Here is a 20,451-nt window from a genome sequence, read left to right on the forward strand (position 1 = left end):
CGCGGCCGCTAGCCGGAGACCGTCGCGGCCCGTCCCGGGCGACCGCCCGCCAGCACCTCCGCCGCGGCGACGCCGGAGGCGGCCGTCGCGCCGTGCGTGAGGACCTGCACCGCCCCGGGAAGCGAGTCGCCCGGCAGGCCCATCTCGACCACGACGGCATCCGGGCGGGCCGCGGTGAGCTCGGCCAGCGCGCGGCCCATCCAGGCGTGCCGGGTGGCGTCCCGGACGACGACGACCAGCGGGCGCCCGGCGGCGGGCGCCAGCGCGTGGTCGGCCAACACCGCGGGCCGCTCGGCGAGTTGCTGATGCGGCACCCGGACGAAGGTGGTGCCGGGCAGCCGTTCCCGCAGCGGCGCGGCGACGCCCCAGGGCGTCTCCTTGCCGATGGCGAGGTTGGTCGAGGGCACCAGCTCCACCACGTGCGGGGGAGCGGCCAGGGGGAGGGTGGCGTCCGCGGCGCCGCGCAGCCGGACGGCGCGGCGGGCGGCGACGAAGCCGATGTCCCGGTTGACCGGATCCACCGGGGCCCCGCGGCCCAGCGCCCGGGACCACGCGGCGAACGCCCGGACCCGTTCGGCGGCCTCTTCGAGGCGCTCCGCGGCGCGTTCGTCGTCGGACGCGGCGGTGGTGAGCGCCTCGACCAGGCGGGCCACGGTGGCCTCGTCGGCGTTCTCCCCGCCGACGCAGACCGCATCGGCGCCGGCGGCGACGGCCCGGACCGCGGCGCCGCCGATGCCGTAGCGGTCCGCGACGGCGCCCATCTCGATGGCGTCGGTGACGATCAGCCCCTCGAAGCCGAGCTCCTTGCGGAGCAGGTCGTTGAGGAGTCGGGGGCTCAGGGTGGCCGGGAGGTGCGGGTCGTGGGCGGGCACCAGGAGGTGGCCGCTCATCACCGCACCCACGCCCGCCGCCACCGCCGCCCGGAAGGGCGGCAGCGCCTGCGCGGCGATCTCGTCCGGGCTCGCGTCGTAACTGGGCAGGCCGTGGTGGGAGTCGACGGCGACGTCCCCGTGCCCGGGGAAGTGCTTGGCGCAGGCGGCCACGCCGGCCGACTGCAGGCCCCGGATCCAGGCCGTGGCGTGGCGGGAGACCCGCGCGGGATCGGCGCCGAACGAGCGGACGCCGATGATGGGGTTGTCCGGGTTGGAGTTGACGTCGACGCTGGGCGCGTAGTCCAGGCTCACGCCGGCGGCGCGCAGTTGGTGCCCCAGGTCGCGGGCGACGGCCTCGGTCAGTTCCGGGTCGTCCACGGTGCCGAGGGCGAAGTTGCCGGGCCGGGTGGCGCCGGTCGCGGATTCCAGCCGGGTGACGTCCCCGGCCTCCTCGTCGATGGCGATGATCAATGCCGGGTTCTCGGCGCGGAGTTGGGCGGCCAGTCGGGCCACCTGCTCGACCGAGGCGATGTTCCGGGAGAAGAGCACGACGGACGACAGTCCGTCACCGATGGCGCGCAGGACCCAGTCCGGTGCCTCGGTGCCCACGAAGCCCGGTTGGAGGACGGAGAGAGCGAGTCGTCGCAACTCCTTGCTGTGCGGGGTGGAGGACATCGACGGGGCCTTCCGTTGTGGGGCGAGGCATCGATCAGGGGTTGTTGGTACAGACCAGCGGATATTGGCCTAGTCCAATCCGCACTGTCAAGGGATCGGGCAATCGCCCCCGACTCCTCGGCCATGAGCCCCGGTTGACGCGGAGGGCGTCGGTGGGGCGGGCGAGGGGTGCTCTGCGGCCGACCCCGCCCCCTCCCGAGTCCGCCGCGGCGGCACCCTCCTCAACTCCGCTATTGACAGCGCAAGTTGGTCTAGTCCACTTTGTTGGTGAGCGAGTGAAGCAAGGGACGTAAGTTGCGTACGGGGCGGGTCTGATCGCCCCCGGCGGACGAGCGAGCCCGCCGGCCCCTGCTGCGCACCCCGCTCACCTTCGGCAACGACATCCACCGCCGAGCGGATCGCCCTCCCCGCGACGTCCCGAGCAGCCCGACGGCCCAACGACGCGCCTCCCACGGCCCGGTGCCCCGTCCGAGAGGGATCCGCACGGCCCGCCAGTCATCGAAACCTTGGAGCGCTGCATGCCGGCGACCGACGCATACCTGTACCGAGCCGCCTCCGACGTCCCCTACTTCAGCGCGGACGGCGAGACCTACCTGGCCCGCACCGCGCTGCACGAACTGCGCAAGACGCACGGGCTGCGGGTGCTGTCCGAGGCGGACTTCGCCTTCTGGCAGACCTACGGCTTCGTCGTGGTCAAGGAGGCGATCGCGCCCTCCGCCGCCCGGCGCCTGCTGGACTTCGCCTGGGACTTCCAGGGCCTCGACCCGGCCCGCCCCGACACCTGGTACGAAGACCGGCCGTTCCGCTCGGACCTCGACCGGGAACTGCACGTCTACGGATTCGTGGAGGCGTACCACCACCAGTACCTCTGGGACAGCCGCCAGGCACAACGGGTCTACGACGCGTTCGTCGACGTCTGGGACTGCCCGGAACTGTGGGTCACCCTGGACCGGCTCAACCTCAACCCGCCCAACATCCACAACCGCGACCGCGCGCTCATCGCGCCGACCGCGCGCGGCTTCGACATCGAACTCCACTGGGACATCGACACCACGCTCGGCGTGCTGCCGCAGCGCGTCCAGGGCATCATCGCGCTGGACGACACCCGGCCGGACTGCGGCGGATTCCAGTGCGCGCCCGAACTGTTCCGCCGGTTCGACCAGTGGAAGGCGCGTCAACCGGCCGACCGGGACCCGCTCCGCCCCGCCTTCGACCGCGACGAACTCCCCGTCATCCGCCCTGAGTTGGCCGCCGGCGACCTGCTGATCTGGAACGGCCTGCTGGCGCACGGCGTCGCCGCCAACACCTCCCGGGACGGCGTGCGCGCCGTCCAGTACCTCTCCATGATGCCGGCCCTCGAAGAACACCACGCCCTGCGCGCCTCCCGGGTCGACTCCTGGCGGCACCGGCGGACGCCGGACTGGAACGCCACCCTGGTCGGCGACGCCCGGCGCCACGAATCGCTCCGCTACGGCCCGGCGGTCCTCGACGAACTGGGCGCCAGGCTCCTCGGCCTCGACTCCTGGACCGGGCAGGACGCCGCCGAACCCACGGGAGCGGGCGCATGCGCACAATCTGCCTGACCCTGCCCACCAACCGGCCCTGCGCCCCGGCGATCAGGGCCCTCGGCGAGGAGGCCGCGTACGCCGCCGAGCACTTCGACGTCGTGGTCCACCTGCTGGTCCTGGACTCCTGCGACGGCGCGGCGTTCGCCGCACACGCCCGGGCCGTGCGGGAGACCCCCCGCCCGCCGAACGTCATCGCGCACCACCTCGACGAACGCGCCCAACGCGGCTTCCTGCGGCGGGTGATCCGGGACTCCGGCGTCGCCAAGCCCGACCTGATGCTGGACCTCATGCTCCCGACGGAGCCCTCCTACGGTGCCTGCACCAACCGGGCGTTCCTGATCGCCGCCGCCCTCGGCTGCCAGTCCGTCCACCGCCGGGACTCGGACAGCCGCTACCAGAGCGGCAACGGCACCCCGGTCTTCCCCATCCACCACGAGCTCCGCTCCCTCGGCCGGCCCGCCGGCGACGCGGCGCGCCACGTCACCGAGACCACCCTGGACCCGCGGCACGCGTCCAAACCCGTGACGATGGTGGGCAGTTCCTTCATCGGCGAACTCTCCGTGGACATCGCCGAGATCCACCGCCTGGACCCGGACGTCTACGCCGACGTGGTCGGCCTGTGGGCACCCGGTCACTGGTCGGAGCAGGCCAAGCGGGAACTCGCCGCCGAGTCGTTCCGGGGCGCCGGCACGGAACCGTTCACCCGCGACCACTCGGTCCTGGGCCTGGTCGACCCCATGCGGGTGGACATGTGCAACATCAGCTTCCACCGCGTGCACGAGCGCGTCCCGCTGCCGCCCGCCACCAACACCATCGGCAGCGACTACTTCCTCATCCACCTGGTGCACGACGCCGGCCTGCCGGGCGTCCTGCACAACCGCAACATCGTGAACTTCTACACCGGCGAACGCCGCACCGGCCCCGGATTCCCCGCCTACCAGACCCGGTTCACCAAGTTCTTCCTCTCCATGCTCTACCTCAACTTCCTCTACGACCGGATGGCCGCCGAGGGCGACGCCCTCCTCGACGACCACCACCAGGTACGCGCCCCCGCCGTCGCCGCGCTGGTCCGCGAGAGCACCGCACTGGACCGGACCGAGAACGTCCGACGACTGGACGTCCTCGACGCCTCCTACCGCCAACTCGGCGGAAAGTACGCGACGTTCGCCGACACCCTTGCCCCACGCCGGGAGCACCTGCTCCACGAGGCCGGGCAGGACATGGCGGACTTCGCCCTGCTCATCGAGGCATGGGCGGCGCTGGTCGACGCGAGCCGCGCCACCGGCCCGCACCCGTTCCCCCAACAGCCGGACCGGTACCGCCGATGACCACCGACAACCCCGCCCTGCGCGCCGCCCTGGCAACCGCCGACCACGACCGGATCGTCTACGACCTGGCCGGCATCGCCGAGCACCACGCCACCCTGCAACGCGAACTGCCCGGCGCCGCCGTCCGCTTCGCCGTGAAGTCCTGCCCGATGGACGCCGTCCTCGGCTGCCTGGCCGGGCGGGGCGCGGGCGCCGACGCGGCCAGTCCCCGCGAGATCGCCCAGGCACTCCGCGCCGGCATCCCGCTCGACAGGATCCACTACGGCAACACCGTCAAGTCCGACCGGGACATCGCCGAGGCACACCGGCTCGGCGTGCGGGACTTCGCCACGGACAGCCTGGAGGACGTCGCGGCCCTCGCCGCCCACGCCCCCGGCGCCCGGGTGTTCTGCCGCCTGGCCACCGACGGCGCCGGCGCGCTGTGGGGACTGACCCACAAGCACGGCTGCTCCTCCGCCGACGCGGTCCGCGTGCTGGCCGCGGCCCGGGACGCCGGACTGACCCCGTCCGGGCTCTCCTTCCACGTCGGTTCCCAACAGATGACGGCCGATGCCTGGCGCCGCGCCCTCGACCTCGCCGCCGGGACCCTGGCCGCCCTGCACCGGCGCGGCATCCGCGTGGACCACGTCAACCTCGGCGGCGGCCTGCCGGCCCTCGGCTACGCCGACGCGCGCGGCGGCCCCCTCGACCCACCCGTGGACAAGATCTTCGCCGTCATCCGGGAGGGCATGGCGCGCCTCACCGACGCCTGCGGACACCCCCTGGACTTCCGCATCGAACCGGGTCGCTACCTCGTCGCGGACCACGGAGCCATCCGGGCCCACGTGACCCGCCTCACCACCCGCCGCCAACCCGACGGCGAGCGACAACGCTGGCTGTACCTCAGCATCGGCAAGTTCAACGGCCTCTACGAAATGGACCAGTTGACGTACCGGATGGTCTTCCCCACGCACCCCGCCGGCCCGACCCTCCCCGCCTTCGTGGCGGGCCCCACCTGCGACAGCGACGACGCCTTCGGGCCCGAACGCGGCCCCGTCCAGGTGCCCGCGGGCCTCGCCTCCGGCGACCCGGTCTGGGTGCTCTCCTGCGGCGCCTACGCCCTCAGCTATCTGACCCAGGGCTTCAACGGCTTCCGCCCGCCCCCGTACACCTGGATCCACGGCCCGGGCACCGGAGACCACGCGCCACCCCACCGCCAACGCCCGCAACCGGTCGCGGAGGTGTGCTGCGGATGTCGATGAATCGCGAGACCACCGAAGCCACCGACACCACCGACGCCGTCGACACCCCACGCATCCGCCCCGTCGCGTCGGACGACTGGGATGCCATCACCGCGCTGGAGTCCCGCGCCTACGCCGCCCTCGGACTGTCCGAGGAGCCGGCCGCCCTCGCCTCCCGCGCCCACGCCTCACCAGGCACCTGCTTCGCCCTCGACCTCCACCGGCGGCTGGCGGGCTACCTGTTGGCCCTGCCCTACCCGGCGTTCCACTACCCGGACCTGACCCGCCCGGAACGCCCCCCGCTCCCCTCCCGCAACCTCCACCTGCACGACCTGGTCATCGCCGAGCCGCTCCGCCGCCGGGGACTGGCCAGGCACCTCCTGCGCCACCTCACGACCACGGCGACGCTCACCGGCTACGAGCGGATCTCCCTGATCGCCGTCGCCGGCAGCGACCCCTTCTGGACGGCCAACGGATTCCACGCCCACCCCGGAGTGGTCGCCCCGGACGAGTACGGCCCGCACGCCGTCTACATGTCCCGACCGCTGCCGACACCAACAGCACCACACCGCAGACGCGTCAACGCGTTCGACGACGACAGACACGGCCACGAGGCCAACCTCCGAGAAGGGGCATGATGCTGGCGTTCCGCATACCCGATCCGTTCCCACGGGCGCTGCTGGCGATCGCGGCCCTGTTCTTCACCCTGGGATTCCAGTACGCCACCTGGGCGTCCCGGATCCCCGCCGTCAAGGCCCAACTCGGCCTGTCCGCGGCGGAAGTGGGCGTGCTGCTGATGGCCACCGGCGTCGGCGCGGCGGCCTCGTTCCCCCTGGTGACGCTGTTGATGAACCGGCTGGGCGCCAGGCGCCTGGCGCTGTGGTCCGCGCTCTGCCTGACCCTGCTGCTGTTCGCGCTGGCCGCGGCGCCCAACTACCCGACCGCGCTGGTGGTGATGTGCGTCGACGGCCTGCTGGTGGGCTGTCTGAACGTCGCCATGAACGCCCAGGGCGCCGCCCTGGAGTCCAGGCACAAGCGCAACGCCATGTCCAAGCTGCACGCGACGTTCAGCGCCGGGTCCCTGGCCGCGGCCGTGTTGGCCTCCGGCGTGACCGCGCTGACCGCGAGCGTCGTCGTGCACTTCGCGGCGGCCGCCGCGGTGCTGCTGCTGTTGCTCGGCTGCGCCCGGCCCGGCCTGCTCACCGACGAGCGACCCGCGACGAGTCGCGAACGGCAACGCACCGGCCGCCGCTGGGCGTTGCCCTCGCGCCTGACGCTGTGGATGTGCTGCGCCATGGCGTTCGGCACGGTGACCGAAGGCGCCATGAACGACTGGTCGGCCCTCTACCTCAGGGACGTTGCCAAGGCGTCCGCGGAACTGGCGCCCATGGGTATCGCCGTCGTCTCCGGCGTGATGGTGCTGTCCCGCCTGTTCGCCGACGGTTGGCGGAGCCGTTGGGGCGACGGGAGGATCGTCCGCGCCGGCAGCGCGCTGGCCGGAGTCGGCCTGGCGCTCGCCCTGTTGAGCGGTGGCGCGCTGCCGGCCCTGATCGGCTTCGCCTGCGTCGGCCTGGGCGTCGCGGCCGTCACCCCCTGCGTCTACGTGGCCGCGGCCGGGCAGGGCCCCCAGGCGCTCACGCTGGTCGCCGCCATGGGCACCACCGGCCTGCTCGCCGGTCCGCCCTTCATCGGCTTCATCGCCAACGCCACCGGACTGGTCTGGGGCATGGCCGCCGTCGCCGCCTCGGCGCTGGTGGTCTCGCTGTGCGCCACCCGCATCCGCTGGACACCACCGGCGGCCCCCGCCGGCGCCGACCAACCAGCGCACGACGGGGCCCGGACCGCGCCATAGGGACCGCCGGCACCACCGTCGCGGCCGCACACCCCCGGGCGTGCGGCCGCGACGGTCACCGGGAGGCCGTCGGCCCTACGGTCCCGCCGCCGGTGAACGGCGCGAAGACATGGGTGAAGTCCCAGGTCTGCTGCGGGATGCTGGAGCAGTTGTCGGCCGAAGCGCCGCCGGGGCAGCTCCCGTTGTCCCGTTGGAGGGCCCAGAACGACAGGGTGTTGATGCCCTTGTCCACCGCCCACTTGTAGACCTGGTGGGCGTTGTCGAGGCTGAACGTCTCGGCCGGCCCGAAGTCGTCGACGCCGGGCATCTCGATGATGCCGACCATCGCCCACAACTGGGCCGGCGTCTTGTCCGGGTAGAGCTGCTTGAGCTGGTCGTACAGCCCCTGGGCCGCGGTCTGGGTGTCGTTGGCCATGTTGTGGGTGGCGTTGTCGTAGTAGTCGAACGTCATGATGTTGACGACGTCCACCCGCGCGCCGTTGCTGACCGCGTTCTGCAACAGGGCGGTTCCGTTGTCGGCCGGGCCCTGCGTCGTCGTCGGGAGGGTGTAGGAGATCTCCACCTTCCGCCCGTTGGCCCCCGCCCAGTCCTCGACCAGCTTGATGGCCTTGTTCCGCCGGTCGACCGCGGCCGAGTCGTCCAGCGAGTCCGCCTCGATGTCCATGTCGAGCCGCGACACGTCGTAGGTCGTGATCACCTGCTCGTACGCGGCGGCGATCTTCTGGACGTCGGTACAACTGTCCGCGATCTCGGTGCCGGTGGTGTCCGCGGTGTAGCCGCCGAAGGAGGGGATGACGTCGCCCCCCTTGCCCTGGATGGTCTTGATGTCGTCGCCGAAGGAGGACGAGGAGACCGGGGTATGGGTACTCCCGTTCCAATAGGGCGTGCAGGAGCCCTTGGACTCGGTCTGCAGGAACGCCATCGTCAGGTGCTTGGCCCCGGACTGGGCGGAGAGCGCGGCGGGGCTGTCGCCCGTCCACGACTCGAAGTAGGGCGCGAACACCTGGGCCGGAAGCGGGGTCGCCGCGTGGGCGGCGCCACCGCCCAGGGCGGTCAGACCGGCCGTGGCGACGGCGGTGACGGTAGCGGTGAGGGCGGTGCGGAGGGAGCGCCTGCGTCTCATGTCAGTCCCAGATGTCGGAGGTGGACCGCCAATTCCCCTTGTACGCAGCGGTATTGACTCTGGGATAACCCTGATGTCAGGGGCATGTCAATGGACTGGACCAAGTCAGGACTAGACCAATTCGCGGTGCGGTCGACCATGCTGCTGTCCAGCGCGCCCGCGGCGCGATGGACCACTCGCCCGCCCTCCGGCGCGCCCGCCCGCGATCCGGGCCCCGACGCACTGTGGTGCCCGGACCGCTCGCCTGTCCGCGCGTCAGGACTTCTTGTCGCCCAGCTTCTCGACGAAGCCCTGGGCCTTGTCGACGGCGGTGTCGATCTTGTCGCTGTGCTTGTGCTCGGTCCGGTCGTCGATGAACCCGCCGACCTTCTCCAGCCCGTCGGAGATCTTGTCGCCGTGTGCCTCGGCGATCTCCTCGGCCTTCTCCTTGAGGTTCTTCAGGGCGTCAAACATCCGGGCTCGTCTCCTTCGGTGCCATGCCTTGCGGTGAAATCGCCTGGTCAGGACATGATCCCACGGACGACGAGGCGGCGGCGACGGCCTGTGGACGCGCACCCGACACACGGAACGCCACCGGCGCGCGCAACGGGGGCACTGGGAGCGGGGAGTGCGCCGCCGGCCGATGACGGGCGGCGGGCCACCCCCTCCCGACGCCCACGACGCAGGCCCTGGTTCACTCGACTGACCGCGGCCAATCCCGACGGCGCCGAACCGCACGTCGTAAAACTGACGGCATGTCACCCAACGCATGGTCCTACGGCCTGAGCGCACCGCCGTCACCGCCGTCACCGCGGCCACACCGGACTCCGCGCCCCACCACGCCACCCGCCCGGCACACGGACGGTGGCGCGTGAGGCGCCCGGTCGACCGGCCCACGGGCCGGACGGTACGGATGCCGCGCGCCGCGGCGGCGGCCGGCGTCGTCTCCGCGCTGCTGCTGGGCGCCGCCATCCTGCTGGTGCACCTGGCGGTACCCGAGCACCCCCAGGACGCCGTCGACTGGACCCGACAGACGTCCCAGCGCCACGCGCTGCAGGCGGCGCTGGCCCTGCTGCCGTTCGCCGGGATCTTCTTCCTGTGGTTCATGGGCGCCGTCCGGGACTACGTCGGCACGGCCGAGGACCGGTTCTTCGCCACGCTCTTCCTCGGCAGCGGGGTGCTCTTCGTGGCGATGCTGTTCGTCCTGGCGGCAACGGCCGGCAGCCTGCTGGCCGTTACGGACGTGACCGCCGCCGCCTCCGCGGGACAACGGGCGCTCTGGCAGTTCGGCCGCCATCTGGTCCTGGAGCTGCTGACCAACTACGCCACGCGGATGGCCGCGGTGTTCGTGGTGTCGACCACCACCATCGGGCGCCGGCTGGGTGTCTTCCCGCGCTGGCTGGCCTGGCTCGGCTATCTGGTGGGACTGGTACTGCTGTTCGCGGTCGGCTCCACGAGCCATCTCGAACTCGTCTTCCCGCTCTGGATGTTGGCCGTCAGCAGCCATGTCTTCGTGGTCACCCTGCGCCGCCGCGCGGACGAGGGGCAGAGCGGGACCGTGGGGGCGAGCCCCTGATCCGGCCCGCGGTGCCCGGAGGTGACGGGTACAGGTACGGATTCGGGTCCGGGATCGGATTCGGGTTCGGGTTCGGGTTCGGGTGAGAGCGTGCCTGTCCTCCTGCGTCGGTCGCATCTCCGCATCGCCACCGACCGGCGCGGACGAACGTACCCGTCAACTCCGGTCACCAGGGCCGACGGTGCCGCCGATGGTGGCCACGGTGCCCGCCGGAAGGCGGCCGAGGTGGACGAACGTGATGAGCGAATGGACGGCCAGCGCGACCACCACCGAGGGGACGAGCGTCCAGGACACCAGGCCGGCGATCGTCAACGCGGAGAGGATGACAAGTGCCGGCACGAGGGTGGGCAGGGCGGCGGACAGGGCGATGCGGAGCCGGACGGCGCGGGGCATGACGGGTCCTCGGGAAGGGGCGGAAGGAAACGGTGGAAACGGAGGGAAACGGTAGGACGGGTACGGGCGTTGGTCATGAGGAGGCGGCGCGGGCGCGGTCGAGGAAGGCGGCCAGGCCCTGCCAGGCGTCGGCCGGGGCGCCGGACATCGCGGCCGGCTCCTGCTGCCAGGCACTCTTGACCGCGGCCGAGAGGGTCTCCTCGCCGCCGCTGAACAGCGCACCGAGCTCGTCCATGCGGGCCACGATCCGCCGCACCTGCGGTGCACCCGGATCCGTCCCGGCCGCGCGGAGCGCCTCGGCACGGCGGTACAGCTCCGGCCACTCGATCTCCAACAGATAGTGGGCGGCGGGCCCGAGGGCCCGTGCCCGGTCCTCCAGGGCCCGGAGTTGGTCGTCGTCGACATGGCGGCGCAGGGCCTGGTCGGCGGCCGGACCGGTGCCCCGCATCGCCCGCAGCACGCAGATCAACGTGCCGGCCTCCGGCGCCCGGGCCGCGGTGAGTTCCCCGTGGATATGGGTCAACCGCTGCCGCAGCACATCCAGGGAAGCGAGGGCGGCCTCGACGTCGGACAGTTGCTCGGCCACCAACCGCACCGGATCCACGCCGACGTCCAGACAGGTGGCGATGGTCTCCAACGCCAACCCCAGGCGGCGCAGGGCGAGCACCTGGTAGAGGCGGACCACGTCCTGCTCGGTGTACTCGCGGTGCCCGGAGGCCGTACGGCGGGACGGGCTCAGCAGCCCGATCCGGTCCCAGTGGTGCAGGGTGCGGACGGTTACCCCGCTCGCCGAGGCGAGCGCCCCGACCTTCCAGGTCTGTTCGAAACTCATGTCCCCGCGATGCCCCCTGACGCCGCGTGAGGTTCAAGTCCGTCGGCCAGGGCCGCGCGCCGGCCGATCTCCGAGGATGCCGCTACCCGGCGGCCCGGACAGTCCCCAAATTTCCTTGCGCGCGGCGTACTGGCCGGGCCAAGGTCTGGACCCATGGGAATGATCTCTGTGCGACCCTTCGAAACCGGTGACTGGGCCCTCTACCGTGCCGTTCGCCTGGCGGCCCTGGCCGATGCGCCCGAGGCGTTCGGCTCCACACTGGAGCGGGAGCAGGTCTTCACGGAGGAGAAGTGGCGGGAACGCCTGGCCGAGCGCAACCAGTTCCTCGCCGAGGACGGCGGCCAGGCATGCGGACTGATCGGCATCGTCCCGACCGGCCCCCGCACCGCCGACCTGGTGTCCATGTGGGTCGCCCCCGCCGCCCGCGGCCGCGGGGCCGCTGACCTGCTGGTGGTGCGGGCCCTGCGGTGGGCGGACGCCGGCGGCATCGCCTACGTGGAACTCTGGGTCACCGAGGGCAACGACCGCGCGGAGCGCCTCTACGCCCGACACGGCTTCCACCGCACCGGACGCGTGCAACCCGTACGGGAGGGCGAGAGCAGACTGGAATTCGCCATGAAGCGCCGCGCACCCACGGACGGGAGCAAGGCAACAGCACAACTCCCCAACTGACTAACGCAATTGGGCGCCCCTCACCCCGCTTACCCGGCAGGTAATCGCCTCCGACCTCCTCGCCTGCCAGGATCACCGGCGTACGGGGAACTTCCTCTCTTCCCCCCGATCGACCGGAAGGGTGCGCCCATGCCCGCCTACGCCATAGCCCATCTCCGGGATGCCGCCCCGCACCCGGAGATCGCCGAGTACATCGAGCGCATCACCGGCACCTTCGAGCCCTACGGCGGCCGCTTCCTCGTCCACGCCACGCAACACGAGGTGAAGGAGGGCAGTTGGCCCGGGAACGTCGTGGTGATCGGCTTCCCCGACATCGCCCGGGCACGCACCTGGTGGGACTCGCCCGAGTACCAGAAGATCGCCCCGCTGCGCTCGCGCCACATTGCCGGCGACATCATCCTGGTGGCCGGCGTCCCCGACGCCTACGACCCGACCACCACCGCCCGCACCCTCCGCGCCGCCCTCCCCACCGAACAGGCCGACGACACCCCATCCGCCGAGGAACACGCACGACGAGCCCCCCGCGCCCGATGCCGGCGCACCGCGGCACGATTGGCGCAGCGCGGAGAGCAGTAACGCCGCCTCCCCGTACGCGAGGTGTCGGCGAAGATGGTGGTGCATTCCGCGACCGCGCACCGATGGAGCCGATGCATGCCGCGACCGGTCAGGTGCAGCGCGGTCCCGACCGAAATCAGCGCGAACAACACGGCCCCGAAGGGCTGTTGATCGTCGCGGTAGTGAAGGTGCCAGCCGTCGCAGGAGTGGGCGGTCAGTCGTGGATGGGAGGTGGCGGCCGCCAGCATCCGGTTGACCAACGCGACACGTTCGGCCCCGTCGGTGGCATCGACGACCGCCTCCCAGGCATCCAGGGCAACCAGCGCGCGGTCCACGTCATGCGAGGTGACCGGGCCCTCCAGTGCCAGCCCGGCGGCCGCGCACCGTTCCGCGAGCTCGTCGGCGCTCGTCGGGCGCCGGTTGGCCAGGTCCGCGGCCAGGTTCACGGCGTCCTCGCCGTAAGGGTTGAGGTGCATAAGGTCATTACAGCAGGGTGACCGGGGCGACAGCCAGAGTCTCTATCGGCGCCAACTAGGCCTACAGAGGCAGTAGTTGAGCCGAACCTGGCCGTCGACCACGTTGACCCCATTTCCCCTCCCACGACGGAGCGAGGACGCCATGCCTCACCTGCTGCCGGACAGCCGACCTCAACGCACCCTCGCCGCCGCCAACTTCGTCTACACGGTCGGCAGCGGCCTCTATCTCACCGCCGGGGTGCTGTACTTCACCCAGGCGGTGCACCTCCCGGCGGGCCAGGTCGGGCTCGGGCTCGGCGCGGCCGGACTGGTCTCGCTGGTCCTGGGCATCGCCGTCGGCCATCTCGCGGACAGACACGGTGCACGCGGCGTCTACGCCACCACTCTCATCGTCCAGGCGTTGGCGACGGCCGGATTCGTACTGGCGAACAGCTTCTTGCCGTTCGTGCTGGCGGTCTGTGCCGCCACCGGGGCCAAGGCGGCCGGAGTGGCCGCGCGCAGCCCGTTGATCCGGCGCTACGGAGGGGACCGGCCCCAGGCGTTCCGCGCCTACCTCCGCGCCGTGACCAACATCGGCATCTCTCTCGGCGCCCTACTGGCGGGGTGGGCCGTCCAGGCCGGCACCCTCACCGCCTACCACCTGATGATCGCCGGCAACGCCCTCGCCTTCGTCGCCTCCGCGGCGATCCTGGCCGTCCTGCCGCCGGTCCCGTCCGGCCCCACCCCTGAGGGCCCGCGCTGGATCGCCCTGCGCGACCGGCCCTACCTCCTGCTCACCACTCTCGACGGCCTCATGGCCATCCAGTTCAAGGTGCTCACCGTGGCCCTACCGCTCTGGTTGGTGCAAGTCACCACGGCACCACGTTGGTTGGTTTCGGGCACCATGCTTCTCAACACCGTCATCGTCATCGGGTGCCAAGTGCGCGTCAGCCGCGCCGTCGACTCCCCGGCCGCCGACGGAGTCGCCTACCGCCGCTCGGGCCTGGCCTTCCTCCTCTCCTGCGGGCTGCTCTCGCTGTCCGCCGGGATTCCGACATGGGCAGCCGCGATGCTGCTGCTGTCCGCCGTGGTCGTCCACACCATCGGTGAGTTGTGGCACTCCGCCGCCGGCTTCGAGGTGTCCTTCGGCCTCGCGCCGGCCCACGCCACCGGCCAGTACCTCGGAGTGTTCGGCCTCGGCGCCGGCCTGGCAGAAGCCTTCGGGCCCGGCCTGCTCATCGCCCTCTGCATCACCTGGGGCAGCCCCGGCTGGTACGTCGTCGGGGCGCTCTTCCTGCTGACAGGGCTGGCCGCACCACCGGCCGTTCGCCGGGCGCAACGCCAACAACAGCGCGCCGCCCGCCCCGTTCGCCCGCGCAAGCCCGTCAGTCCAACCACTGCACCACCTCCTGTCGGTCGGCGTTGTGGAGGACGCGTGCGTGGGCCCCGTTGACCAGGGGGAGGTGTGGGGGGACGTGGCCGCACTCGACGTCGGCGAGGAGGGGGACGCCGAGGGGGGCGAGGGCGTCGAGCACGGCCTCGTGCTGCGTCAGGGAGTCCCGGTCGGGCGCGGTGGTGCGGCCGACGAGTACGGCCTTGGCGGCGTCGAAGAAGCCGGCCAGGCGCATCCCGTGCAGATTGCGGCAGATGGTGAACGCGTTGTCCTCGCATGCCTCGACGTAGACGAGCAGCCCCTCGGGGGCGTGCGTGCGGGCGAAGGTCGCGACATCGCCGTAGGGCGTTCCCGCCACGTTGCAGAGCGTTTCGATGCAGCCGCCGATCAGGCGTCCCTCGACGTCCACGTCGCCGTCGGCATCCAGGCGGGTCCAGGTGCCGACACCGTCCAACTCGTAGGTGGTGACGTCCGGGAAGGTGCGGAAGTCGGCCCAGCCGCCGGCCCGATGGCGGCCCGGCGAGGTCTGGGCGAATCGGCTCCCCTCCGGCATGCCCACCACGTCCAGCCACGACAACAGGCCCTCGGGCACCTGGTAGGGCGTGTCCATCAGGTTGGTGCCGTGCAGGGTCGCGAGGCCCGTCAGGAGGGTGAGTGGGGTGAGGAGCGTGGACATGTCGGAGTACCCCACCAGCCAGGTCGGTTCGGCGGTGCGGAGCCGGTCCCAGTCGAGCAGCGGCAGCAGGTCGACGGCGGTCTCCCCGCCCCACGGCGGCACGATCGCCTTGACGGCGGGGTCCGTCAGCATCGCCGTCAGCTCGGCCGCGCGCTCCGCCGCGGGGGCGCTGAGGTGTCCCGTCCCGTCCATGCAACGACCGACCACCACCTCGTAGCCGCGGGCCCGCACCGACTCGATCGCCACTTCCAGGCGCGCTCGCATCTCCGGGCCGACGCCGCTCGAAGGGGATGTGACGGCCACGCGGTCACCCGGACGCAGGGGTTGCGGATAGCGGATCGGCATGGGGCGAGTGTGGCATGGGGTGAGGGCCAATGTCCCTGGAATTATGGCGTGTTGGGTGTTGTTGGGTGGTTGTGCGAGGGGGAGTGGAGGTCGGTGGACGGAGGATGGTCTTCGTGCAGCGTTCTGTGGTGGGTGTCCGGGCGCAGGGTCGCCAGGGCCAGGGCGCCCAGGCCGCAGGTGACCATGACGTAGTAGGCGGGGACATCCGGGTCGCCGGTGCGGCGGATCAACTCCGTGACGAGCAGGCCCGCGCAGCCGGAGAAGACCGCGTTCGCCAGCGCGTAGGCCAGGCCCAGGCCGGTGTGGCGCACCGCCGTGGGGAACATCTCGGCCAGCATCGCCGGCCCCGGGCCGGCCAACAGGCCCACCAGGGCACCCGCGAGCGCCACCGAGCCGTACGCCAACCACACCGGGGAGTGCCGGTCCTGCACCACGTGGAGCAGGGGCAGCGCGGACACCGCGATCAGGATCGCCCCGGTGACCATCACCGTTCGCCGGCCCAGCCGGTCGCTGAGCGCGCCGGCGGGAAGGATGGTGGCGGCGAAGCCCAGGTTGGCGATGACCGTGGCGAGCAGTGCCTGTTGCGGGCTGGCACCCACCGTGCTCTGGAGGTAGGACGGCAGGACCACGAGGAAGGTGTAGCCGGCCGCCGCCCAGGCCATCAGCCGTCCGCACCCGACGATGACGGCCCATGGTGTCTGTGTCTGTGGCTGCGCCGGTGTCCGTGGTTGCCTGGTCGTCGGCGGAGGCGGTGCGGCGTCCTTGCCTGGGGTGGCGGGCTCCTGTCGCCGTGGCTGCTGCGAGCGGCGGAACGCCGGGGACTCCTCCAGGCGTAGGCGTAGCCACAGGGCGGTCGCGCCCATGGGGAGCGCGGCCAGGAAGGGCAACCGCCAGCCCCATGAGGTGACGTGAGGTGTCGTCAGGAGGGTCGTCACCAGGGTTGCCGCGGCGGCACCGGCGAGCAGTCCGAAGGCCACGGTGAGAGACTGCCAGGCGCCGTACCGTCCCCGCTTGCCGGGCGGTGCGCTCTCCGTCATCAGGGCGACCGCACCGCCGAACTCCCCACCGGCGGACAGGCCCTGCACGATCCGCAGCGCCGTGAGCAACCACGGTGCGGCGGCACCCACCATGGCGTACGTCGGCAACACACCGATCAGCGCCGTCGCGCAACTCATCGTCGTCACCGCGGCCAACAACACCGGCCGCCGCCCGAAGCGGTCGCCCGCCCGGCCGAGGAGGAACGCGCCCACGGGTCGGAAGAAGAAGGCCAACGCGAACGACGCATACGTCTTGACCAGCGCCTCCGCGGCGCCGCCGCCGTGCGGGGTGAAGAAGTCGGCGGCGATGACGGTGGCGAAGTAGGCGTAGACGCCGAACTCGTACCACTCGATGAAGTTGCCGATCGCGCCCGCGGCCAGGGCCCGGGGCACGGAAGGGCGTCGGCGCGCGGCCTGGCGCGACTCGTCAGTGGAGGACGTCATGCCACTCAGCATTTCCCCGATCGCGCCCCGCGGAACGGCGTTTGAGGACCGTCATGCGCCCCACCCGGCATGCGCCGGTCCGGCCTCGGCGGGCGGCCTGCCGGGCCCCGGGGGCGAGGCGCCGTACGGCCGCAGGCAGGCGAAGTTGTGTCCGTACGACAGGCCGTGCAGCGGTATGCCGGAGGTCAGGCGGATGGGTTGGTACACCCGGTGCGCCAGGTCACCGTCCGGTCCCGGGAGCCAGAGGCCCCGGCCGTCGCCGTCGCCCTCGAAACGGATCGCCCGGCCCCTGCCCTGGAGTGCGCGACGGACCGGTCCCGTAGAGGCGTCCCACAACTCCGGGTATGCCTCGACCTCTTCCAGGAGGGCGGCGTGCTCGGCGTGCAGTCGATCGCGGTGCCGCAGCAGCGTGGCCCCGAATTCGACCATCCACGGAATCATCCACTCCTCGTACCAACCGGCGAGGGTTTCCCTGGCGTCCGGATGGAACATCACGTAGCGGAACCCGTTGGTGGTCGGGTGGTTGGGATCCGATTCCGGGAGATGGCCGAAGAGCCGTCGATATGCGTTGTTGCAGGCGATGACGTCCCAGGCGCCGTCCATGAGGGCGAGGGGCGACGGCTGCCGTCGATCGTCGACGTGTTCCCGCACCCATCGCCGGGAACGGGCGGCGATCGCCGGACCGCCTCGAATGCCGGAAGTCGGCGGATCGCCCTTGGTGATGAGGAAATGCAGGAGGCCCTTCACCGCATCGGGCATGTGCAGCGCGTCCGCCAGGGCCGGGAGGTATTTCTTGCGCGGCAGGCTCCGCCCGGTTTCCCAGTCCCGGTAGGTGCGCGGCGATACCGGAAAGGCCGGTCGGCGGGAGAGGACCTCCTGGGAAATACCGAGGCGGGACCGGTAGCGGAACAGTAGATCGCCGACGGTTTGGACGCGTTCCGCCGCCGGTTGGATGGCTTCCTCGACGGCGGTCGTCGGACCGGTGGCGCCGGGCGAACGGGGCGGTGGGGGTGTGTCGGCTGTGAAGTGTCCCCCGGAGGGCGGGTGACGCTCCTCCAGTTGCTGCGGCTCTCCGTGCCGATGGCGATGCCGATGCCGTAACTCTTCGTTGTGCACCGGGGTCAGGGAAGAGCTCCGCCCACGCGTCGTTGAAACGGACGGCGTTCCAGCCGCCGTCCAGCAATACCGCGGGGGCGTCCTGGACGGCGAGGTGGGAATCGCACCAGCTCGCGGTGGTGGGGTCCACGCCCGATGAGACGTTCAGGCCCTTGAGGGACGGCGCGTCGCCGGTCACCAGTCGAAAGAACTGCGCCCGCGCCTGCGGCCCCATCTGGAGGGCGTCCCGAAGGGCACGCATATGGCTCAGGCTGATCCTCCCGCCGTTCTCCATTTCGTTGTACGCGCGGATCGAGAAGCCGTGTCGGAGGGCGAACACCTCCTGGGTGTGGCCGAGGAGTTCACGGTGGTGACGCAGGAGGTCGGACGTCGTGATCGGCGCCGTGGCACTCCGACGTTCCGCGTCATGGGGTGCGGTCATGAGCCCCTTCGCTTTCTGTCATGACTGGCGGACTGTGAAATGCCCGGGCTGCTCGGGGAGAAGGAAATTGCGGCCCTTTGCCCCGTCGGAAGGTTGCTGAACCGTCGCTACCATGACCTTCGAGTCGTCGAGTGAAGTGAGCGTGGGTGCCGATGAGTTCGGCCGAAAAGGACCGCAGGAAGGCGTGCCGGTCCCTCTTTTCGACGCTACGGAAGTCGGTTGACGTCCGGCAGCTCAGCGCTCGGCGGCACGAGCTGAGGGACGGCCTTTGGACGGACTTCCTGCACGCCAAGAAGACCCTGAGCCAGTCCGACATGGCGTATCTGCTCGGCGTTTCGAGCGGTACCTACGAAGGGGTCGAACGGGGCCTGAAAGCACCGTCGACGGAGTTATTGCTGACGTTCGGGAAAATATGTGGCATTCGCGATGATGCCACCCTGGACCGGTTGTGGAAGGTCAGTCTGGGGCGCCCCTTTCCGCGCGTCTCGGACTTGGTCGGCCTGTGCCTCCCGGACGAGTTGCGCGCCCTCGCCCTCGCCGACGGGGGAGGGGGCGAATCGCCGGATGCGGTCCCCGGGGTGCAGGCCGCCGCGCTGCGCGCGATCAACGCCCTCCTGGCGGGCGACCCCGCCGCGGACGCCAATCCGCACACGGTCCGGCTCACCGCGCGCTGCCTGGCGTCGGCCTTCTCCGCCGTGTCCGTGGGGGCCGGAGCCGAGGAGATGGTGCGCGCGCTGAGCACGGTCGAGGCGGGACTGCGGGCACCCTGCCGGGACTGGTTGGTCTGGGAGCTCCGGCGACTGGGCCGTGCCGGGAGCGCGCGCCGGCTCGTCGAGCGGGGGCTCGGGGTAGATGACGGTACGTAGGGGATGGATAGCGATCCGTGAGGTGGCGAGGGGTCAAGTCGTGGCCGAGCGGGGAATGTTGGCGGCCCGCCCGGCCCGCCCGGCCCGCCCCGCCCGCCCCCTCGCGCCGGGTCGCCAACAGCACCGGCGGCGCCCCCCATCGCACGCCGGGCGCTCGCCGGTTCGACCGAAACCGGCGAGCTCACCTCCGCCCCCCGTCCGTCAGTGATCGTCCGTCAGCGACCGCACGTCAGCATCCGTGCGTCAGGGCGCCGCGATGCCCCCCAACGCGCCGCCGTCGACCGTGAGGACCGTGCCGTTGACGAAGCTGGCGTCCGACGAGCGGAGGAAGGCGACCGCGCCGGCGATCTCCTCGGGGGTTCCGGCGCGGCCGAGCGGCACCTTCGAGACCACGGCCGCGCGCTGTTCCTCGCTCAGCTCGTAGAACATGTCGGTGTGGATCGGGCCGGGCATCACGGCGTTGGCGCGGATGCCCCGGTCGGCGAACTCCCGCATCAGCGACCTGGTGAGCGAGACCAACGCGCCCTTGGAGGCCGCGTAGTTGGCCTGGCCGAAGGCGCCGAAGGGGGCGATGGCCGAGGAGATCACGATGATGGAGCCGTCGTTGGGCATGGTCCGGTGGGCCCGGCGCGCCGCCGCGAAGGCGCCGAAGACGTTGGTGTCCATGACCTGACGGAACTGATCGTCGGTCATGTCCAGCAGCAGGTTGTCGCTGGTCGTACCGGCGTTGGCGATCAGGACCTCGACCGGACCGAACTCCCGCTCCACCTCGTCGAAGGCCGCGTCGACCTGGTGACTGTCTGTCACATCGCACTGCACGGCGTAGGCGCCGGGTATCTCCGGGTCGTTCTTGCGGAAGGTGATCGCGACGCGGTCGCCCTCCTTCATCAGGCGTTCGGCTATGGCTCTGCCGATGCCTCGGTTCCCGCCGGTCACCAGAACGGTTCGGGACATGGGTGCGCTCCTTGGTGTGGATGTCTCAGTGGTGGTGCGGCCGGCGTGCGTCGCCGGTTGCCTGGCGGCACGACCGCTCGTGGTGCCGCCTGTTCGTGG

At 71.5% G+C, this 20,451-nt stretch carries 18 protein-coding genes and 2 pseudogenes; 10 read left to right on the forward strand and 10 right to left on the reverse strand.

Features of this window, described 5'->3' with window-relative positions:
* Nucleotides 1-8 precede the first annotated feature (8 nt).
* Entirely contained in the window at nucleotides 9-1,547 is a 1,539-nt protein-coding gene (locus ACIQU6_RS15775; protein ID WP_403482183.1) for a glycoside hydrolase family 3 N-terminal domain-containing protein, read from the reverse strand.
* 518 nt (nucleotides 1,548-2,065) lie between these two features.
* Between ACIQU6_RS15775 and ACIQU6_RS15780 the strand changes: the two genes are divergently transcribed.
* Genes ACIQU6_RS15780 through ACIQU6_RS15800 form a run of 5 tightly spaced genes read left to right on the forward strand, consistent with a single transcriptional unit; the run spans nucleotide 2,066 to nucleotide 7,515 of the window.
* Entirely contained in the window at nucleotides 2,066-3,130 is a 1,065-nt protein-coding gene (locus ACIQU6_RS15780; RefSeq protein WP_403482184.1) for a phytanoyl-CoA dioxygenase family protein, read from the forward strand.
* Nucleotides 3,112-4,443 (forward strand): DUF6271 family protein, encoded by a 1,332-nt coding sequence (locus ACIQU6_RS15785; protein WP_403482185.1) that lies wholly within the window; start codon nucleotides 3,112-3,114, stop codon nucleotides 4,441-4,443. Before ACIQU6_RS15780 ends, ACIQU6_RS15785 begins: the two co-directional genes overlap by 19 nt.
* A complete protein-coding gene (locus ACIQU6_RS15790) occupies nucleotides 4,440-5,684 on the forward strand; it encodes a type III PLP-dependent enzyme (RefSeq protein ID WP_403482186.1) in 1,245 nt (414 codons plus the stop codon). The genes ACIQU6_RS15785 and ACIQU6_RS15790 overlap by 4 nt, the downstream gene beginning before the upstream one ends.
* Entirely contained in the window at nucleotides 5,681-6,301 is a 621-nt protein-coding gene (locus ACIQU6_RS15795; RefSeq protein WP_403482268.1) for a GNAT family N-acetyltransferase, read from the forward strand. Before ACIQU6_RS15790 ends, ACIQU6_RS15795 begins: the two co-directional genes overlap by 4 nt.
* Nucleotides 6,301-7,515 carry an MFS transporter gene (locus ACIQU6_RS15800; RefSeq protein WP_403482269.1) on the forward strand — a complete coding sequence of 405 codons (1,215 nt, stop codon included), beginning with the start codon at nucleotides 6,301-6,303 and terminating at the stop codon, nucleotides 7,513-7,515. The genes ACIQU6_RS15795 and ACIQU6_RS15800 overlap by 1 nt, the downstream gene beginning before the upstream one ends.
* Nucleotides 7,516-7,594: 79 nt before the next feature.
* On the opposite strand, the pseudogene ACIQU6_RS15805 reads toward ACIQU6_RS15800, so the two are convergent.
* Both ACIQU6_RS15805 and ACIQU6_RS15810 read right to left on the reverse strand, forming a co-directional pair.
* Nucleotides 7,595-8,638: pseudogene (locus ACIQU6_RS15805) on the reverse strand (chitinase); the annotation flags it as partial.
* A 255-nt stretch (nucleotides 8,639-8,893) separates the two neighbouring features.
* On the reverse strand, nucleotides 8,894-9,091 hold the full coding sequence (locus ACIQU6_RS15810) for an antitoxin (RefSeq protein WP_274911567.1): 198 nt from the start codon (nucleotides 9,089-9,091) through the stop codon (nucleotides 8,894-8,896).
* A 295-nt stretch (nucleotides 9,092-9,386) separates the two neighbouring features.
* Between ACIQU6_RS15810 and ACIQU6_RS15815 the strand changes: the two genes are divergently transcribed.
* Nucleotides 9,387-10,193: a hypothetical protein gene (locus ACIQU6_RS15815; protein WP_403482187.1), complete on the forward strand. Its 807-nt coding sequence runs from the start codon at nucleotides 9,387-9,389 to the stop codon at nucleotides 10,191-10,193.
* A gap of 156 nt (nucleotides 10,194-10,349) precedes the next feature.
* On the opposite strand, the gene ACIQU6_RS15820 is transcribed toward ACIQU6_RS15815, so the two are convergent.
* Together ACIQU6_RS15820 and ACIQU6_RS15825 are read right to left on the reverse strand one after the other, a co-directional pair.
* On the reverse strand, nucleotides 10,350-10,586 hold the full coding sequence (locus ACIQU6_RS15820) for a hypothetical protein (RefSeq protein ID WP_403482188.1): 237 nt from the start codon (nucleotides 10,584-10,586) through the stop codon (nucleotides 10,350-10,352).
* A 73-nt stretch (nucleotides 10,587-10,659) separates the two neighbouring features.
* Nucleotides 10,660-11,418: a MerR family transcriptional regulator gene (locus ACIQU6_RS15825; RefSeq protein ID WP_403482189.1), complete on the reverse strand. Its 759-nt coding sequence runs from the start codon at nucleotides 11,416-11,418 to the stop codon at nucleotides 10,660-10,662.
* A gap of 153 nt (nucleotides 11,419-11,571) precedes the next feature.
* On the opposite strand from ACIQU6_RS15825, the gene ACIQU6_RS15830 reads away from it, so the two are divergent.
* Both ACIQU6_RS15830 and ACIQU6_RS15835 read left to right on the forward strand, forming a co-directional pair.
* Entirely contained in the window at nucleotides 11,572-12,090 is a 519-nt protein-coding gene (locus ACIQU6_RS15830; protein ID WP_403482190.1) for a GNAT family N-acetyltransferase, read from the forward strand.
* Nucleotides 12,091-12,219: 129 nt separating this feature from the next.
* Nucleotides 12,220-12,564: pseudogene (locus ACIQU6_RS15835) on the forward strand (DUF1330 domain-containing protein); the annotation flags it as partial.
* On the opposite strand, the gene ACIQU6_RS15840 reads toward ACIQU6_RS15835, so the two are convergent.
* A complete protein-coding gene (locus ACIQU6_RS15840; protein ID WP_403482191.1) occupies nucleotides 12,513-13,121 on the reverse strand; it encodes a CGNR zinc finger domain-containing protein in 609 nt (202 codons plus the stop codon). The pseudogene ACIQU6_RS15835 and the gene ACIQU6_RS15840 sit on opposite strands and share 52 nt — an antisense overlap.
* A 142-nt stretch (nucleotides 13,122-13,263) precedes the next feature.
* On the opposite strand from ACIQU6_RS15840, the gene ACIQU6_RS15845 reads away from it, so the two are divergent.
* Entirely contained in the window at nucleotides 13,264-14,553 is a 1,290-nt protein-coding gene (locus tag ACIQU6_RS15845) for an MFS transporter (RefSeq protein ID WP_403482192.1), read from the forward strand.
* Here ACIQU6_RS15845 and ACIQU6_RS15850 read toward each other — a convergent pair.
* The 3 genes from ACIQU6_RS15850 to ACIQU6_RS15860 are packed head-to-tail and all read right to left on the reverse strand — an operon-like array spanning nucleotide 14,486 to nucleotide 18,111.
* Entirely contained in the window at nucleotides 14,486-15,514 is a 1,029-nt protein-coding gene (locus tag ACIQU6_RS15850; RefSeq protein ID WP_403482193.1) for a S66 peptidase family protein, read from the reverse strand. The two genes, ACIQU6_RS15845 and ACIQU6_RS15850, sit on opposite strands and share 68 nt — an antisense overlap.
* A gap of 41 nt (nucleotides 15,515-15,555) precedes the next feature.
* Nucleotides 15,556-16,995 (reverse strand): MFS transporter, encoded by a 1,440-nt coding sequence (locus tag ACIQU6_RS15855; protein WP_403482194.1) that lies wholly within the window; start codon nucleotides 16,993-16,995, stop codon nucleotides 15,556-15,558.
* 51 nt (nucleotides 16,996-17,046) lie between these two features.
* Complete coding sequence (locus ACIQU6_RS15860) at nucleotides 17,047-18,111, reverse strand: helix-turn-helix domain-containing protein (RefSeq protein ID WP_403482195.1); 1,065 nt, start codon at nucleotides 18,109-18,111, stop codon at nucleotides 17,047-17,049.
* A 573-nt stretch (nucleotides 18,112-18,684) separates the two neighbouring features.
* On the opposite strand from ACIQU6_RS15860, the gene ACIQU6_RS15865 reads away from it, so the two are divergent.
* Entirely contained in the window at nucleotides 18,685-19,398 is a 714-nt protein-coding gene (locus ACIQU6_RS15865; RefSeq protein ID WP_403482196.1) for a hypothetical protein, read from the forward strand.
* 243 nt (nucleotides 19,399-19,641) lie between these two features.
* Here the strand turns inward: ACIQU6_RS15865 and ACIQU6_RS15870 are convergent, their stop codons facing one another.
* Nucleotides 19,642-20,352, reverse strand: a complete 711-nt coding sequence (locus tag ACIQU6_RS15870) for an SDR family oxidoreductase (RefSeq protein WP_403482197.1) — start codon at nucleotides 20,350-20,352, stop codon at nucleotides 19,642-19,644.
* Nucleotides 20,353-20,451: the final 99 nt, after the last annotated feature.

The organism is Streptomyces sp. NPDC090442 (assembly GCF_044769405.1).
Taxonomy (GTDB): domain Bacteria; phylum Actinomycetota; class Actinomycetes; order Streptomycetales; family Streptomycetaceae; genus Streptomyces.